At 64.2% G+C, this 14628-nt stretch carries 14 protein-coding genes and 1 pseudogene; 12 read left to right on the top strand and 3 right to left on the bottom strand.

The window, feature by feature from the left end:
• Nucleotides 1–372: 372 nt before the first annotated feature.
• A complete protein-coding gene (locus ACTJKM_RS08940; RefSeq protein ID WP_058329656.1) occupies nt 373–1332 on the bottom strand; it encodes an MBL fold metallo-hydrolase in 960 nt (319 codons plus the stop codon).
• A 91-nt stretch (nt 1333–1423) separates the two neighbouring features.
• Between ACTJKM_RS08940 and ACTJKM_RS08935 the strand changes: the two genes are divergently transcribed.
• The gene (locus tag ACTJKM_RS08935) at nt 1424–2335 is read left to right on the top strand and encodes a LysR family transcriptional regulator (protein ID WP_058329655.1); all 912 of its coding nucleotides are present in this window, start codon (nt 1424–1426) and stop codon (nt 2333–2335) included.
• Between the two features lie 112 nt (nt 2336–2447).
• Here the strand turns inward: ACTJKM_RS08935 and ACTJKM_RS08930 are convergent, their stop codons facing one another.
• The gene (locus tag ACTJKM_RS08930; RefSeq protein ID WP_440660301.1) at nt 2448–2825 is read right to left on the bottom strand and encodes a DUF599 family protein; all 378 of its coding nucleotides are present in this window, start codon (nt 2823–2825) and stop codon (nt 2448–2450) included.
• Between the two features lie 153 nt (nt 2826–2978).
• A pseudogene (locus tag ACTJKM_RS08925) lies at nt 2979–3179 on the bottom strand (hypothetical protein); the annotation flags it as partial.
• A gap of 312 nt (nt 3180–3491) precedes the next feature.
• Here ACTJKM_RS08925 and ACTJKM_RS08920 point away from each other — a divergent pair.
• From ACTJKM_RS08920 to leuB, 11 genes are all read left to right on the top strand, one after another.
• Nucleotides 3492–4175 carry a GntR family transcriptional regulator gene (locus ACTJKM_RS08920; RefSeq protein WP_057251983.1) on the top strand — a complete coding sequence of 228 codons (684 nt, stop codon included), beginning with the start codon at nt 3492–3494 and terminating at the stop codon, nt 4173–4175.
• Nucleotide 4176: 1 nt separating this feature from the next.
• Entirely contained in the window at nt 4177–5616 is a 1440-nt protein-coding gene (locus ACTJKM_RS08915; RefSeq protein ID WP_113399382.1) for an aldehyde dehydrogenase family protein, read from the top strand.
• Between the two features lie 84 nt (nt 5617–5700).
• Nucleotides 5701–6447 carry an SDR family oxidoreductase gene (locus ACTJKM_RS08910; protein WP_058329653.1) on the top strand — a complete coding sequence of 249 codons (747 nt, stop codon included), beginning with the start codon at nt 5701–5703 and terminating at the stop codon, nt 6445–6447.
• A gap of 56 nt (nt 6448–6503) precedes the next feature.
• Entirely contained in the window at nt 6504–7979 is a 1476-nt protein-coding gene (locus tag ACTJKM_RS08905) for an ABC transporter substrate-binding protein (RefSeq protein WP_058322745.1), read from the top strand.
• 98 nt (nt 7980–8077) lie between these two features.
• A complete protein-coding gene (locus ACTJKM_RS08900; RefSeq protein ID WP_058329651.1) occupies nt 8078–9028 on the top strand; it encodes an ABC transporter permease in 951 nt (316 codons plus the stop codon).
• Nucleotides 9028–9888, top strand: a complete 861-nt coding sequence (locus tag ACTJKM_RS08895; RefSeq protein ID WP_058329650.1) for an ABC transporter permease — start codon at nt 9028–9030, stop codon at nt 9886–9888. The genes ACTJKM_RS08900 and ACTJKM_RS08895 overlap by 1 nt, the downstream gene beginning before the upstream one ends.
• Nucleotides 9885–10901: an ABC transporter ATP-binding protein gene (locus ACTJKM_RS08890; RefSeq protein ID WP_058329649.1), complete on the top strand. Its 1017-nt coding sequence runs from the start codon at nt 9885–9887 to the stop codon at nt 10899–10901. Before ACTJKM_RS08895 ends, ACTJKM_RS08890 begins: the two co-directional genes overlap by 4 nt.
• Nucleotides 10898–11872, top strand: a complete 975-nt coding sequence (locus ACTJKM_RS08885) for an ABC transporter ATP-binding protein (protein ID WP_082663748.1) — start codon at nt 10898–10900, stop codon at nt 11870–11872. Before ACTJKM_RS08890 ends, ACTJKM_RS08885 begins: the two co-directional genes overlap by 4 nt.
• Before the next feature lie 53 nt (nt 11873–11925).
• A complete protein-coding gene (locus tag ACTJKM_RS08880; RefSeq protein WP_440660208.1) occupies nt 11926–13317 on the top strand; it encodes an amidase in 1392 nt (463 codons plus the stop codon).
• Nucleotides 13314–13565 carry a hypothetical protein gene (locus ACTJKM_RS08875; protein WP_058322742.1) on the top strand — a complete coding sequence of 84 codons (252 nt, stop codon included), beginning with the start codon at nt 13314–13316 and terminating at the stop codon, nt 13563–13565. The genes ACTJKM_RS08880 and ACTJKM_RS08875 overlap by 4 nt, the downstream gene beginning before the upstream one ends.
• A 68-nt stretch (nt 13566–13633) precedes the next feature.
• The coding region (gene leuB, locus ACTJKM_RS08870; RefSeq protein WP_440660206.1) for a 3-isopropylmalate dehydrogenase at nt 13634–14628 on the top strand (995 nt) is incomplete at its 3' end.

Raw genomic sequence — 14628 nt, 5'->3', positions numbered from 1 at the left:
CGGCGCGTGAGGGACGGGGATCTGCATGCTTCTGAAAATCGAGCCATCGGATGGCTGGATGCGCCAGGACGGCCATGCCGAGCGTGAGGCCGAACGCTTCGCCTCGAATGCGCGGCTCGCCTTCTCGCTGGCGATCGCCGCCTTGATGCTGGCGCTCTCGATCATCGTCGGGCGCTGGAGTCGGCCAGCGGCTGCAGGCCGAATCCCGCCACCTCGGCGCATCGATCGTCGTTTCGGCGGAAGCCTTCGCGGCAGGAAAGATCGACGAAGCCGGATCAGACAGGTGGGTGCGCCACAACGGCGTGCGTCTGCGCGGGCGCAGAGAAACCATCGACGCCTACGCCTACAAGTGATCCGGCTTCGAAACCCTCGCTATTCGACGTAGTTCCAGGGGATGAAGCGATAGAGCGTCTCGTCCCGGGCCACGTGGCCGATACCGGGGAACGGCAGGTGAGCGCCGGCGACGAGGTAGCGGCCATCGGCTGCATCTGCCAGTGCCACCGCACGGGTCGCGGCCGCCGCCGTTCCATCGACGTCGAAGCTGACGAAGACGTCGGGAGCGTCGAACTGGACGTGGTCGCCATGGATCACGTCACCCCAGAAGACCAGACGCTGGCCGTCATCGGCTTGGAGCACGATCGAGGAATGTCCGGGCGTATGCCCGGCTCGCAGGATCGATCCGAGGTTCGGCAACACGTCCGCATTGTCGGCGAAACGCTTTACTTTTCCGGCGGCGATATAGGGAGCCAGAGCGTCCTCGGCGCGCTGGAAGTCGGTCTTCTGCGCCTCCGTCATCGTCGTCACGCCCTCGCGCTCGATCCAGTAACGATACTCGCGGTCGGCGAGATGGATTTCGGCATTCGGAAACTGGGGCTTGCCGTCGACGGTAAGGCCGCCGGAGTGATCGGCATGCACGTGGGTCAAAACAACGGCGTCAACCTGGTCGGGCCGGTAGCCGGAGGCCGTGAGATGGCGGATGAGCTTGCCGGCGGCGGCGCCGAGCAAGGCGCCGGACCCCGCATCGATCAGCAATAGGCGCTTGCCGTCGTTTACCAGATAGGCGTTAATCGACAAATGCGGCTCCTTGCCGAGGAAGGCCTCGTCGAGCCTGCGCTGCAGTTCGCCCTCGGGCTCTTTCTGATAGATCTTCGCCATGGGCAGTGCCAGCGTGCCGTCCGAAAGCGCCGTAACCTCAAACTTTCCGAAGCGGAAGTGGTAGTAACCGGCATTGGCGACGGTCGAGAACGGCGCAGCGGAAAAGGCAAACCGCGGTGCGAGCGGCAACAGGGCCGTGGCGGCGAGAAGGCCCAAAGCTTGTCTGCGAGTGGTCATGATCGGCTCCTTCGATTGGATGCGACGAAGCTATCAATTCAACTCTCCGTCGATTATCCTGCGATCATGGAAGTGATTGTTCCGGAAACGCATGAAATCCCCCCAGTCTCCCGATCTCAATAACCTCAGGATCTTCCTCGAGGTCGCCCGCACCGAGAGTTTCTCAGCCGCAGCACTTCGCCTGCACCTTCCGCCAAGCACGGTTAGCCGGCGCTTGGCTGAGCTTGAAACCGCGCTTGGCGTCGCGCTGCTGCTGCGCTCCACGCGCCGGGTCTCCCTGACCGAGGCGGGCAAGCACCTGCTCGAGTCGATCGGCGGGGCCGTAGAGCTCATCGATCGCGGCATTGCGGGTTTCCGGCCCGCCGATGGCGCCGCCCGCGGGCGACTGCGGGTCGCCACATCCGTCGCCTTTGCCCGCACCTTCCTACCGCCGATCCTGAAGCGCTATGCGGAGCTTTGCCCGGCGGTTCAGGTCGATCTGCAGACGGCACACAACAATGTCGATCTGATCGGAGAAAGCGTCGATGTGGCGCTGAGAATGGGCGAGCCGGTCGACAGCGAGATGATCTACCGAAAGATCGGAACGATCGAACAGCGGCTCTACGCCGCGCCGGCCTACTGCGACGGGTTATCGCTCTCGTCACCCGAGGACCTGATGCATGTCGCGCTTGTGGCGCACCGGACCCGGATGCGGCGGGAACTGGCCCACTGGGTGCTCTCCGACGGCAACCGGCATTTCACGCTTGAGCGCCCACCCTCGATCGTCGTCGACGATCCGGCGATCGGAGAGCGCCTGATCGCCGAGGGTCTCGGCATCGGTATGCTGAGCGACGCGCTCGCCGCCGATGGTGTCACCACCGGGCGGCTCGTTCCGGTCCTTGCCGAATGGTCCGGACCAGCCACACACCTCTACTATCTCTACCATCAGCAGCTGGGTGATCTGCCGAAAGTGGCAGAATTCCTGAGGGCGGTGCGCGAAACGTTCCGGGTCCGGAGCGAGTGACCTCGCGGCCAAAGCCTGTCGCGCAAAAGTGCGCTGCGATTTTGCGACAACGACATGCGAAATATCAAGAACTTAAAGCGCAAGGAGCGAATCTGAAAGATCGCGACGCGCTTTAGGGCCGGATCTCTTCAATCGAATCCACCCTGTCCGGATAGAATGCCAACCGATCTTTGATGGCGGCCACCGCCGCATGCGGGCTTTCATAGGTCCAGACTGCGTTCCTCGACCGCTCTCCGCCGGATGGGATGCTGAAAATCCCCGCCTGAAGACCTGCCGTCGGCTGGATGAAAAGCGCACTGCTCATGGCGACGATGACGATGAGATTGGCCGAACCGAAAAACGAGGCCGAGTTGATCGTGTGACCGAGGATGGCGGCATCGCCGATGAAATTGGTATCCCGTGTCAGGACCTCGCGCATCCAGGCCCGCCTGATACGCACCATGTCGAGCATCAGGCTGTCTGTCCGGCGCGGCCAGCCAAGCGCCATCATCGGCTCCAATCCCACCCAGGTTACGAGGAACAGGATAATCGCAATCCAATCCAGTATCTGCACGGCCAGCCTCCCACCATACCCGCTGCTAATTGAAACAGGTAGGACGGGCACGTCAACGCGCTCGCGAGCGGTGGCGCGATCGAACCATCCGCCACGCCGTTCATGGAAGGTGCCAAGGGTCGAAAGCGCCAGATATTCGGCAATCTGTGGGACTGCGGAATAGGTCGGAACCTCGACGCGATAGAGCGGCACGACTTCGACTACGGTCGGCACTCCGCCAATGTCCACGGTCACGATTTCAGGCTCGACCGGCGTCGCGTCCTCCGAAGGTGGCGCAACGCCGGGGCCAGGCGCAACTTCGTGATGCATCGCCTCTCCTTTGGCTGAATAACGCTCCAGTGGAACGTCAGTGGCCGCCTTCTATCCGCAGACGGGAGCCGCAAACCGACAACCGTCAAATTTTGGGGTCAGGTCGAAACATGAGCCGGCAAACGGTCACCTCGTCTTGCGATCGCTTTGACGGCTAGGACCCGGCCGGCGGCCAGTCGGGCGTGCGGGAGAGCGGGAGAGCGGAAGTACTTGCACAAAGCGGAACTCGCGCAGGCCGCCGATTGACATCTTCTGTATCCTGGATACAATTTACCTCGATCTTGGGAGGGATCGATGAACCAATCCTTCGAATGGCGAAGCCAATCGCGCCTTCTTGACGAAGTAGCTCAGGCACTTCGCGAACGCATCTATGCCGGCGTCTATGCGCCGGGCGCGACGCTGCGCCAGGAGCGGATCGCCGCCGAATTCGGAATCAGCCGTACGCCGCTGCGCGAAGCGTTGCGGGTGCTCGAGCGCGACGGGCTGGTGGTCAACAAGCCGGGCAGCGGTGTCAGGGTCGCAACCGCCGACCTGCCGAAGCTTCTCGACGCCTACGCGGTGCGCGAAGCGATGGACGGCGTGGCTGCCCGCAACGCCGCCGAGCGTGCCACCACCGCCGAGATCAAGGATCTGGCAAAGCAGGTGGAGCGCCAGCGCAAGACTGTCGAGAACTGGGATCCCGCCGCCTACACCCAGTCCAACGTGATCTTTCACGAGGCGATCGTCGCCGCCTCGCGCAACACATCGCTCGCACCGCTCGGACCGCTTCTGCGTATGACCTCGCAGGTCTTTGCGCCCGCCTTTTCGCTGTCCAGCGAACGCGCGAGCACCGCGGTCGCCGAGCACGGGCTGATCGTCGAGGCGATCGCGGCACGAAACCTCGACGAGGCCGAGAAGCTGGCACGCGCCCATATCAACGCGACGGCAACGAGATTGAAAGCGCTCCTTGAGGCGCGCGAGACTGACAAAGAGGCATGACGTGAAGACCTACGGCAATTTCATCGCGAACAACTGGCAGGACGCAGCGGGCGGCGAATTCATCACTGTCCGGGATCCCTCAAACGGCCAGGAGTTCGCGCGCATCGCCCGGGGGACCCGGGACGACATCGACCTCGCAGTGCGCTCCGCGCGCGCGGCTCTCTCCGGTGACTGGGGTCGGATGACGCCGACCGAGCGCGGCCGGGTATTGACCCGGATATCGGCTGCAGTGCTGCGCAACATCGATCTTCTGACCGAGCTCGAGGCGCGCGATGTCGGCAAACCCGTGACGCAGGCGCGCGCCGACGTCGTGGCGCTTGCCCGTTACCTTGAATTCTACGGCGGCGCCGCCGACAAGGTGCACGGCGATACCATCCCGTATCAGAACGGTTTCACCGTTCTGACGGTCTATGAGCCGCATGGGGTGACGGGCCACATCATTCCCTGGAACTACCCGATGCAGATCCTCGGCCGCAGCCTCGGTGCAGCACTTGCCATGGGCAACGCGGCCGTGGTCAAGCCGGCCGAAGAGGCGTGCCTGACGATCCTCGAATTTGCCCGCATCGCCGAAGAAGAAGGCTTGCCATCGGGCGCGCTCAACATCGTCACCGGTTTCGGCTCGGAGGCAGGCGCCGCGCTTTCCGAACATCCTGACGTCAACCACATCTCCTTTACCGGTTCGGTCCGGACAGGCGAAATGGTGCAGGCGGCAGCCGCGAAGAACGCGGTGCCGGTGACGCTGGAACTCGGCGGCAAGTCGGCCCAGATCGTCTTCGCCGATGCGGACCTCGATCGCGCCGTTCCCTTCCTGGTGAACGCCGGCATCCAGAATGCCGGCCAGACCTGCTCGGCCTCCTCGCGCATCCTCGTGGAACGAGCCGTCTACGAGGAGGTTGTCGCGCGCATGAGCGAACGGTACCGCGCGCTGAAGGTCGGCCCGGCGGGCGCCGATCTCTCCGTCGGCCCGGTCGTCTCGCAGCGGCAAAAGGCCATCATCGAAGGCTTCCTCGCCGATGCCGCAAAGGATGGCCTGAAAGTGGCGGCGCGCGGCGAGATCGTTGCCGATGCGCCCACCGAGGGCGCGTATGTCGCGCCGACGCTTTTGCGCGACGTGCCGCACGACCATCGCACGGTACAGGAAGAAATCTTCGGCCCGGTGCAGGTGATCATGCCGTTCGACGGCGAGGACGAAGCCATCCGGCTCGCCAACGGCACCGCCTATGGCCTCGTCTGCGGCGTCTGGACCAATGACGGCGGTAGGCAGTTGCGGATGGCGCGTGCCGTTCACGCCGGCCAGGTCTTCATCAACAATTACGGCGCCGGTGGTGGCGTCGAGCTGCCTTTCGGCGGCGTCAAGAAATCCGGCCATGGCCGCGAGAAGGGCTTTGAGGCCCTCTACGGCTTTGCCAGCATGAAAACCATTTCTGTCTACCACGGCTAGAGCCGGATGAGGAAAGTGTGCGCGGTTTTCCGCCCGCATCCCGCTCTAACCCTTGATCTAAGTCCCCTCGGGAGGAACAACAAAATGTCACTGGAAGGTAAAGTCGCTCTTATCACCGGCGCGGGCTCCGGCTTCGGTGAGGGCATTGCGAAGCGCTTCATCGAAGGCGGCGCCAAGGTCATCGTCGTCGATCGCGATGCCAAGGGCGCCGAGCGCGTGGCGAACGAACTCGGCGGCAATGCCTTTGCCGTGGTCGCTGATATTGCCAAACAAGCGGATGTCGAGGCAGCCGTTGCTGCAGGCCTCGAGAAATTCGGACGCGTCGATATCCTGATCAACAATGCCGGCATCGGCCACAAGCCGCAGAACGCCGAACTGGTCGAGCCGGATGAGTTCGACCGGATCCTCGGCGTCAACGTGCGCGGCGTCTACCTGATGACGCGGGCGCTGCTGCCGCACATGAAGGAAAACAAGTCGGGCGTGATCGTCAACATCGCGTCGACCGGCGCCAACCGGCCGCGGCCGAACCTTGCCTGGTACAATGCGACCAAGGGCTGGGTGGTCTCCGCCACCAAGGCGCTGGCGATCGAGCTCGCGCCGTTCAACATCCGCGTCGTCGCGCTCAATCCGGTCGCCGGCGAAACGCCGCTGCTTTCGACCTTCATGGGCGAGGACACCGAGGAAGTCCGCAAGAAGTTCCGCGACTCCATTCCGCTCGGGCGCCTGTTGAAGCCCGAGGATCTCGCCGAAGCCGCCGCCTTCGTCGCCTCGCCACAGGCATCGATGATCACTGGCGTCGCGCTCGACGTCGACGGCGGCCGATCGATCTGATTGCTTCGATCTGACTACTGGGACCATAAACAACGAAACCGCAAAGCGGGGGAACCATGCTGAATTTGACGAAATGGGCACTTGCCTCATGCTTCATCGCCGCGTCGCTGACGACGGCGATGGCCAAGGATACGATCACCGTCGGCCAGGTGCTGGAGCCGCCGGGCCTCGACCCGACCGCCGGTGCCGCCGCACCGATCCGCTACATCACCTACGGCAACCTTTTCGAAGGTCTCGTGCGTGTTGTCGAGGATGGCAGCGTCAAGCCGCTGCTCGCCGAGAGCTGGACGGTCTCCGACGACCAGAAGACCTACAGCTTCAAGCTTCGCCAGGGCGTCAAGTTCCACGACGGCACGCCGTTCGACTGCTCGGTCGTCAAGTTCTCCTATGAACGCGCGGTCGGGGCCGATTCGACCAACGCGCAGAAAGGCCTGTTCGAGCCGATCGAAAAGACCGAATGCCCGGACCCGGCGACGGCGGTCGTGACGCTGAAGCGCCCGGCCTCCAATTTCCTCTTCAACATGGCCTGGGGCGATGCGGTCATGATCGCGCCGTCGGCGGCGGCGGACAACAAGACCAAGCCTGTCGGCACCGGCCCGTTCAAATTCAAGGAGTGGGCGAAGGGCGACAAGGTGGTGCTCGAAAAGAACGCCGACTATTGGGGTGAGCCGGCCAAGCTCAGCGAAGTGACCTTCAAGTTCATCAGCGATCCCTCGGCTGCCGCTGCCGCCGTTCTCGCCGGCAATGTCGATGCCTTCCCGATGTTCCAGGCCGCAGAACTCGTCAGCCAGTTCCAGAGCGATCCGAACCTGCAGGTCGAGGTCGGCAGCACCTCGGGCAAGGTGGTGCTCGCGCTCAACAATGCCCGCAAGCCGTTCGACGACGTGCGGGTTCGCCAGGCGCTCGCCTATGCGATCGACCGCAAGGCGCTAGTCGAAGGCACCTATTCCGGCTTCGGAACGACGATCGGCTCGCATTATTCGCCGGTCGAGCCCGGCTATGTCGACCTGAACGAGACCTACCCCTATGATCCGGGCAAGGCGCAGCAGCTGTTGCAAGAAGCGGGAGTCCAAGGCCTTGAGATCACCATCATGCTGCCGCCGCCGGCCTATGCCCGGCGTGGCGGCGAGATCATCGCGGCGATGCTCAGCGAAGTCGGCGTCAAGGTGAACCTCGTGCCGATCGAATTCGCGCAATGGCTCGACCAGGTGTTCAAGAATTCGGATTTCGACGCGACGATCATCGCCCATGCCGAGGCCCGCGACCTCGATATCTATGCCCGCGACAAGTACTACTTCAACTACCAGAACTCCGACTACAAGGCGCTCTACAAGTCCTTCACGCTCGCTTCGACCGAAGCCGAGCAGCTGGACCTCGCAGGCCAGCTCCAGCGCAAGCTGGCGGCCGACGAGCCGAACGTCTTCCTCTACGCGTTGCCGAAGATCGGCGTCTGGAACAAGAAGGTGAAGGGTCTCTGGAAGAACATGCCGGTTCCGGCCGACGACCAGACCCAGACCTATTGGGAAAACTGAGGATTGGCATCCGCCCCTTTGACGAGGGGCGGAGGCAGATCACGCGTTGACCGGCACACCCGGCGCCGGTCAACGCTCGCTCTTTCCGGGAGGTTGATGTGATTTCCTTTATCGGCGGTCGCCTCGTGTCGCTCATTCTGACGACGCTTGCCGCTTCAGTCATCGTCTTTCTGCTGATGCAGGTGCTGCCCGGCGACCCCGCCGTGCTGATGCTCGGCATGAATGCCGACGCCGACGCGATCGCGGCGCTGCACCGGCAGCTCGGCCTCGATCAGCCGATCTGGATCCGCTACCTCCACTGGATCGGCGGCTTCGTCGTCGGCGATTTCGGCACGAGCCTCACCTATTCGGTGCCGATCCGCGAACTGCTCGGGCCCCGCATCCTCGTGACGCTGCCGCTGGCCCTGCTCTCCATGGCGATCTCCGTCGTCGTCGCCATCGCCATCGGCGTCTATGCCGCCGCCAATCGCGGCAAGACCGGCGACACCGTCGTCATGGGCATCGCCCAGGTCGGCGTCGCGATCCCGAACTTCTGGCTGGCGCTGCTCTTCATCCTGCTCTTCGCGCTGAAGCTCGCCTGGTTCCCGGCTTCAGGTTTTGCCGGCTGGGAAGGCGGTTTCTGGAACGGCCTGCATTCACTGATCCTTCCGGCCTTCGCGCTCGGCCTGCCGCTTGCCGCCATTCTCGCACGCGTGACCCGCTCCGCGGTCATCGAAACGCTCGGCGAGGATTTCATCCGCACGGCGCGCGCCAAGGGGCTGAGCCGTTCGGGCGCCCTATGGAAACACGCGGTGCCAAACGCGCTGATCCCGGTCGTCACCATCATCGGCCTGCAGTTTTCCTTTCTGCTCGCCGGCACGATCATCATCGAAAACGTCTTCAACCTGCCGGGCGTCGGCCGCCTCGTCTTCCAGGCGATCGCCCAGCGCGATCTCGTGACGGTGCAGACGCTGGTGACGCTGCTTGCGGCCTCCGTCATCAGCATCAATTTCCTTGTCGATCTGGTCTACGGCTACCTGGATCCGCGGCTTTCGCGGGGAGGTCACTGATGTCGAACTCTACAGTCGCCGCGGAGCCCGGCGTGATCTCCAAGCTCATCGGCAGCCGCAGCCTGACGATCGGTGCCACCGTCACCCTGATCCTCGTGGCCATGGCGCTCGTCTCCTTTGCCTGGACGCCCTATTCGCCGACCGCGATGAACTTCCGCGACAAGCTACAGGGACCGAGCCTTGCCCATTGGTTCGGCACCGACAATTTCGGTCGCGACATCCTGTCGATGATCATGGTCGGCGCCCGCAATTCGATCTCAGTTTCGATCGTCGCCGTCTTGGTCGGCGCCGGCATCGGTGTGCCACTCGGCGCCTGGGCTGCCGCACGTGGCGGCTGGGTCGATGGTCTGGTCATGCGCATGAGCGACCTTGCTTTCGCCTTCCCCGCGCTTCTGACTGCCGTGATCATCACCGCCATCTTTGGGCCTGGCGCAACCAACGCGATGATCGCGATCGGCATCTTCAACATCCCCGTCTTTGCCCGCGTCACCCGCGGTGCCTCGATGGGCCTGTGGAAGCGCGAATATGTGCAGGCGGCGCGCTGCGCCGGCCGCGGCGACGTGGCGATCACGCTTTTGCACATTCTGCCCAACATCAACCACGTGCTGCTGGTGCAGGTGACGATCCAGTTCGCACTGGCGATCGTCGCCGAGGCCGGGCTTTCCTATGTCGGCCTCGGCACGCAACCGCCGATGCCGAGCTGGGGCAAGATGCTGAACGACGCCCAGACCTTCATCTACCAGGCGCCGTGGCTTGCGATCTTCCCGGGCCTGGCGATCACTTTCGCGGTGCTCGGCCTCAACCTGCTTGGCGACGGTCTGCGCGACATTCTCGACCCGCGCGTGAGGCGGCAACGATGACGAAACCCTTGCTTCACATGGCCGGCATGTCGGTCGAACTCTCGGCGGGCAAGAGCCAGGTCGATATCGTCTGCGACATCGATCTCGAGCTCAACCGCGGCGAGCGCCTCGGCATCGTCGGCGAATCCGGCAGCGGCAAGTCGATGACCGCACTCGCCGTGATGGGCCTGTTGCCGCAGCGCATGCGGGTGCGCGGCGAGCTTTTGTTCGACGGCCGCAATCTCGCTGGCTTGGCCGAGGCCGAGTACTGCGGCTATCGCGGTCGACGCGTCGCGATGATTTTTCAGGAGCCGATGACGGCGCTGAACCCGGTGAAGTCGATCGGCGCACAAATCGCAGAGGGACGGCGGCTGCATCTCGGCGAAACCAAAGCCGATGCCGAAACGAAGGCGCGCGCGCTTCTCGACCGTGTCGGCCTGCCGGCGCCGCGCTTCGATCTGGATCTCTACCCGCACCAGCTCTCGGGCGGCCAGAGGCAGCGCGTGATGATCGCCATGGCGATTGCCTGCGAGCCGGACCTTTTGATTGCCGACGAGCCGACGACCGCGCTCGACGTGACGGTGCAGGCGCAGATCCTCGACCTGCTTGACGAACTCATCGAAGACACCGGCACGGCGCTGATGCTGATCACCCACGATCTCGGCGTCGTCTCCGAAATGACCGACCGCATCGCCGTCATGTATGCAGGCCGCATCATCGAGACCGGGCGCACGGACGATGTCTTCGCCCGCATGGCGCATCCCTATGCGCGCGGCCTCTTTGCCGCCTCGCCGCATGGCGCAGCCCTCGCGCCACGTCGCGCGGGCGAAGGGCGGCCGCGGCTGAACGCCATCCCCGGCATCGTGCCTGATCCCTTTGGCCGGCCAGCCTACTGTTCCTTCGCCGAGCGCTGTTCCTTCGCGCAGCCGGATTGCCGCCGCGCGATCCCGACGCTGGACCTGATCAATACCGATGGAAATGTGCAGCATCGCGCGGCCTGCTTTCATCCCCGCGAAAGGATGGTGGCACCGTGAGCGAGACCATTCTCAAGACCACCGATCTGGTGCGCGAATACGATCTGCCACGCCCGTCGATCTTCTCGAAACACAGCCGCCTGCGCGTGCTCCATGGCGTCAGCATCGAACTCGCCGCCGGCCAGAGCCTTGGCATCGTCGGCGAAAGCGGCTCCGGCAAATCGACGCTGGCGCGCGCGGTGATGGGACTGGAGCGACCGCAATCGGGCGAGGTCAATATCGCCGGCACGAACATCTACGCGCTCGACCGGGCGGGCTTGCGCGAGGCACGCAAGGGATTCCAGGCGATCTTCCAGGATCCCTACGGCTCGCTCGATCCGCGCCATACGGTCCGCACGATCATTTCCGAGCCGATCGTCTCGCTGGAAGGCGGGACCGGCACCGCCGAGCGCAACCGGCGCATCGCCGAGGTGCTGGAGGCGGTTGGGCTGCCGCTCGCATCGGCCGACAAATACCCGCACGAATTCTCCGGCGGCCAGCGCCAGCGCATCGCCATTGCCCGCGCGCTGATCACGCGGCCGGCGTTGATCGTCGCCGACGAGCCGGTTTCGGCGCTTGACGTGTCGATCCAGGCGCAGGTGCTGAACCTGATGATGGACCTGCAGGAAAAGCTCGGCCTTTCCTACCTGTTCATCAGCCATGATCTCGGCGTGGTCCGCGCCATCACCGACCGGGTCGCCGTCATGCATCTCGGCCGGATCGTCGAGGAAGGGCCGACGAACGAAGTCTTCGACAACCCGCGACATCCCTACACCCAGGCGCTAGTCGCAGCCGTGCCGAAGCCCTTTTCCGGGCGCCGCAAGCGGTTACGTTCCGACGGCCCCCCGCAGACGCCCGTCCATACCGCAACGACCGCAGCCGGCTGCGCCTATGCCGCCGTCTGTCCGGTGAGGCAGGAGATCTGTCTGACCCGTACGCCTGAGGCCAAGCCGGTGAAGCCGGCCTGGTCCGCCCGCTGTCATTTTGCCTAGAGCCCCAAGCTCTGCAGTTCCCCGGAATTGCTCATACCTGCAGGAATTACGCCATGTCCGAACTCGCCGATTTCTCCGCCGTCGACCTTGTCGAGGCATACCGCTCGAAAAAGCTCTCTCCCGTCGAGGTCACCGACGCGGTCATCGCGCGGATCGACGCCTCGGAGCCGAAACTCAACGCGCTCTGGGCCTATGACCCGGACGCGGCGCGCGAAAGCGCCAAGGCATCGGAAGCGCGCTGGGTGAAGGGCGAACCGCTCGGCGCGATCGATGGCGTGCCCGTGACGATCAAGGAGAATATCGCGACCAAGGGCACCGCCGTGCCGCTCGGCTGCGCCGCCGTGTCGCTCACACCAGCCGCCGCCGACGCGCCGCCGGCAGCCCGCACCCGCGAGGCGGGCGGCATTCTTCTCGCCAAGACCACCATGCCTGATTACGGCATGCTTTCCTCCGGCCTTTCCAGTTTCCACAAGCTCGCCCGCAATCCGTGGGACCTCTCGGCCAATCCCGGCGGCTCCAGCGCCGGTGCAGGCGCTGCAGCCGCCGCCGGCTATGGTCCCCTTCACATCGGCACGGATATCGGTGGCTCGGTCCGCCTGCCGGCCGGCTGGTGCGGCGTTGTTGGTCTCAAACCATCTGCCGGCCGTGTCCCGATCAATCCGCCCTTTATCGGCCGCGTCGCAGGGCCGATGACCCGGACGGTTGCCGATACCGCGCTTTACATGTCGGTGCTGTCGAAGCCGGATGCTCGCGACACGATGGCCCTGCCCTATGCCGACATCCCCTGGCTCGATCTTGACCGCAATGTCAGGGGCTTGAAAATCGGCCTCTGGCTCGATGCCGGCTTCGGCCAGGCGGTCACGCAAGAAACGGAACACGCGGTCAAACGGGCTGCCAGGCTTTTCACCGATGCCGGCGCGATCATCGAACCGGTCGGCCCATTCCTCACGCGCGAAATGATCGATGGTCTCGACCGCTTCTGGCGTGCTCGCGGCTGGGAAGACGTGTCGCGTCTGGCACCGGAACGGCAGGCGCAGATCCTGCCCTACATCTTCGACTGGATCAAAACGGCAGAGAATTTCTCGGGCCGCGAGGTCTATACCGGCTTCGCCCAGATCGAGGCAATGCGCAATGCGCTGCACACCGCACTCACCGGCTTCGATTTCATCCTGTCGCCGACCGCGCCCACAGCATCCTATCCAGCCGAATGGGCCTCGCCGGTCAACGACCCACAGAAGCCATTCGAACACATCGCCTTCACCGTCGCCGTCAACATGGGCGGACAGCCGGCGATCTCGATCAACTGTGGCTTTACCGCTGGCGGCCTGCCGATCGGGCTGCAGATCATCGGCCAGTCCTTTGACGATATCGGCGTCCTGCGCCTCGCAAGCGCATTCGAGACGATGCGTCCTGAGCAGCGGCCCTGGCCGAAGGTGGCAGCATGACCGACACCATGCGTTACACCGTCGAAAGCGGCGATCTGGAAAACATCGTCTCCCGGCTGCTTGATATCGTTCGCCGGCTCGGCGTCAGCGTTTCGAAGCTTGCAGTCGAGGTGGACGGCGGCAGGGCCAACCTCGAGATCGCCGTTGCCCCGGTCTCGCACGCCATCGCCAACACGCTGCGCGAGCGCATCGGGCAGATCGAAGGCGCGCGGCCAGTGCCGGAAATCGGGCGACGCGCGGCGTCATAGTGCCGATCCGCATTATCACCAACGCGGCAAGGCCGCTTTGAATTCAAACTGAAACAGGAGTGCCGAAAATGGCCCGCAAACTTTTCATCCTCCCCGGCGACGGCATCGGCCCGGAAGCCATGGCGGAAGTCCGCAAAATCATCGCCTACATGAATGCCGAGCTTTCAGCCGGCTTCGTGACCGACGAGGGCCTGGTCGGCGGTTCGGCCTATGACGCCCATGGCCAGGCGATCTCGGAAGCGGACATGAAGAAGGCGCTGGCCGCCGATGCGGTGCTGTTTGGCGCCGTCGGTGGCCCGAAGTGGGATGCGGTGCCCTACGAGGTGCGTCCGGAAGCCGGCCTGCTGCGCCTGCGCAAGGATCTCGAACTGTTCGCCAACCTGCGCCCGGCGATCTGCTACCCGGCGCTGGCTGCCGCCTCGTCGCTGAAACCGGAACTCGTCGAAGGCCTCGACATCCTGATCGTGCGCGAACTGACCGGTGGCGTCTATTTCGGTGAACCGAAGGAAATCATCGATCTCGGCAACGGCCAGAAGCGTGGCATCGACACCCAGGTCTACGACACCTACGAGATCGAACGCATCGCCGGCGTCGCCTTCGAACTGGCGCGCACGCGGCAGAACCGCGTCTGCTCGATGGAAAAGCGCAACGTCATGAAGTCGGGCGTCTTGTGGAACCAGGTGGTGACCGAGACCCACAAGGCGAAATATTCTGACGTGCAGCTCGAGCACATGCTGGCCGATGCCGGCGGCATGCAGCTGGTGCGCCAGCCCAAGCAGTTCGACGTCATCGTCACCGACAACCTGTTCGGCGACATGCTGTCGGACGTCGCCGCCATGCTGACCGGCTCGCTCGGCATGCTGCCGTCGGCCTCGCTCGGTGCCCCGGATGCGGTGACCGGCAAGCGCAAGGCGCTCTACGAGCCGGTGCATGGCTCGGCCCCCGACATTGCCGGCAAGGGCATTGCCAACCCGATCGCGATGATCGCCTCCTTTGCCATGTGCCTGCGTTATTCCTTCAACCTGGTGACGGAAGCCGACAATCTGGAAAAGGCGATCGCCGC

The sequence above is a fragment of the Ensifer sp. 22460 genome, assembly GCF_052044935.1.
In the GTDB taxonomy this organism is placed as follows: domain Bacteria; phylum Pseudomonadota; class Alphaproteobacteria; order Rhizobiales; family Rhizobiaceae; genus Ensifer.
This window is presented reverse-complemented; position numbering and strand designations above follow the sequence as displayed.

What these genes read in the sequence shown, in the direction of transcription:
- ACTJKM_RS08940 (WP_058329656.1), bottom strand. Translation starts at nt 1,332, where the DNA reads ATGACCACTCGCAGACAAGCTTTGGGCCTTCTCGCCGCCACGGCCCTG.
- ACTJKM_RS08935 (WP_058329655.1), top strand. Translation starts at nt 1,424, where the DNA reads ATGAAATCCCCCCAGTCTCCCGATCTCAATAACCTCAGGATCTTCCTC.
- ACTJKM_RS08930 (WP_440660301.1), bottom strand. Translation starts at nt 2,825, where the DNA reads ATGATGGCGCTTGGCTGGCCGCGCCGGACAGACAGCCTGATGCTCGAC.
- ACTJKM_RS08920 (WP_057251983.1), top strand. Translation starts at nt 3,492, where the DNA reads ATGAACCAATCCTTCGAATGGCGAAGCCAATCGCGCCTTCTTGACGAA.
- ACTJKM_RS08910 (WP_058329653.1), top strand. Translation starts at nt 5,701, where the DNA reads ATGTCACTGGAAGGTAAAGTCGCTCTTATCACCGGCGCGGGCTCCGGC.
- ACTJKM_RS08905 (WP_058322745.1), top strand. Translation starts at nt 6,504, where the DNA reads ATGCTGAATTTGACGAAATGGGCACTTGCCTCATGCTTCATCGCCGCG.
- ACTJKM_RS08895 (WP_058329650.1), top strand. Translation starts at nt 9,028, where the DNA reads ATGTCGAACTCTACAGTCGCCGCGGAGCCCGGCGTGATCTCCAAGCTC.
- ACTJKM_RS08890 (WP_058329649.1), top strand. Translation starts at nt 9,885, where the DNA reads ATGACGAAACCCTTGCTTCACATGGCCGGCATGTCGGTCGAACTCTCG.
- ACTJKM_RS08880 (WP_440660208.1), top strand. Translation starts at nt 11,926, where the DNA reads ATGTCCGAACTCGCCGATTTCTCCGCCGTCGACCTTGTCGAGGCATAC.
- ACTJKM_RS08875 (WP_058322742.1), top strand. Translation starts at nt 13,314, where the DNA reads ATGACCGACACCATGCGTTACACCGTCGAAAGCGGCGATCTGGAAAAC.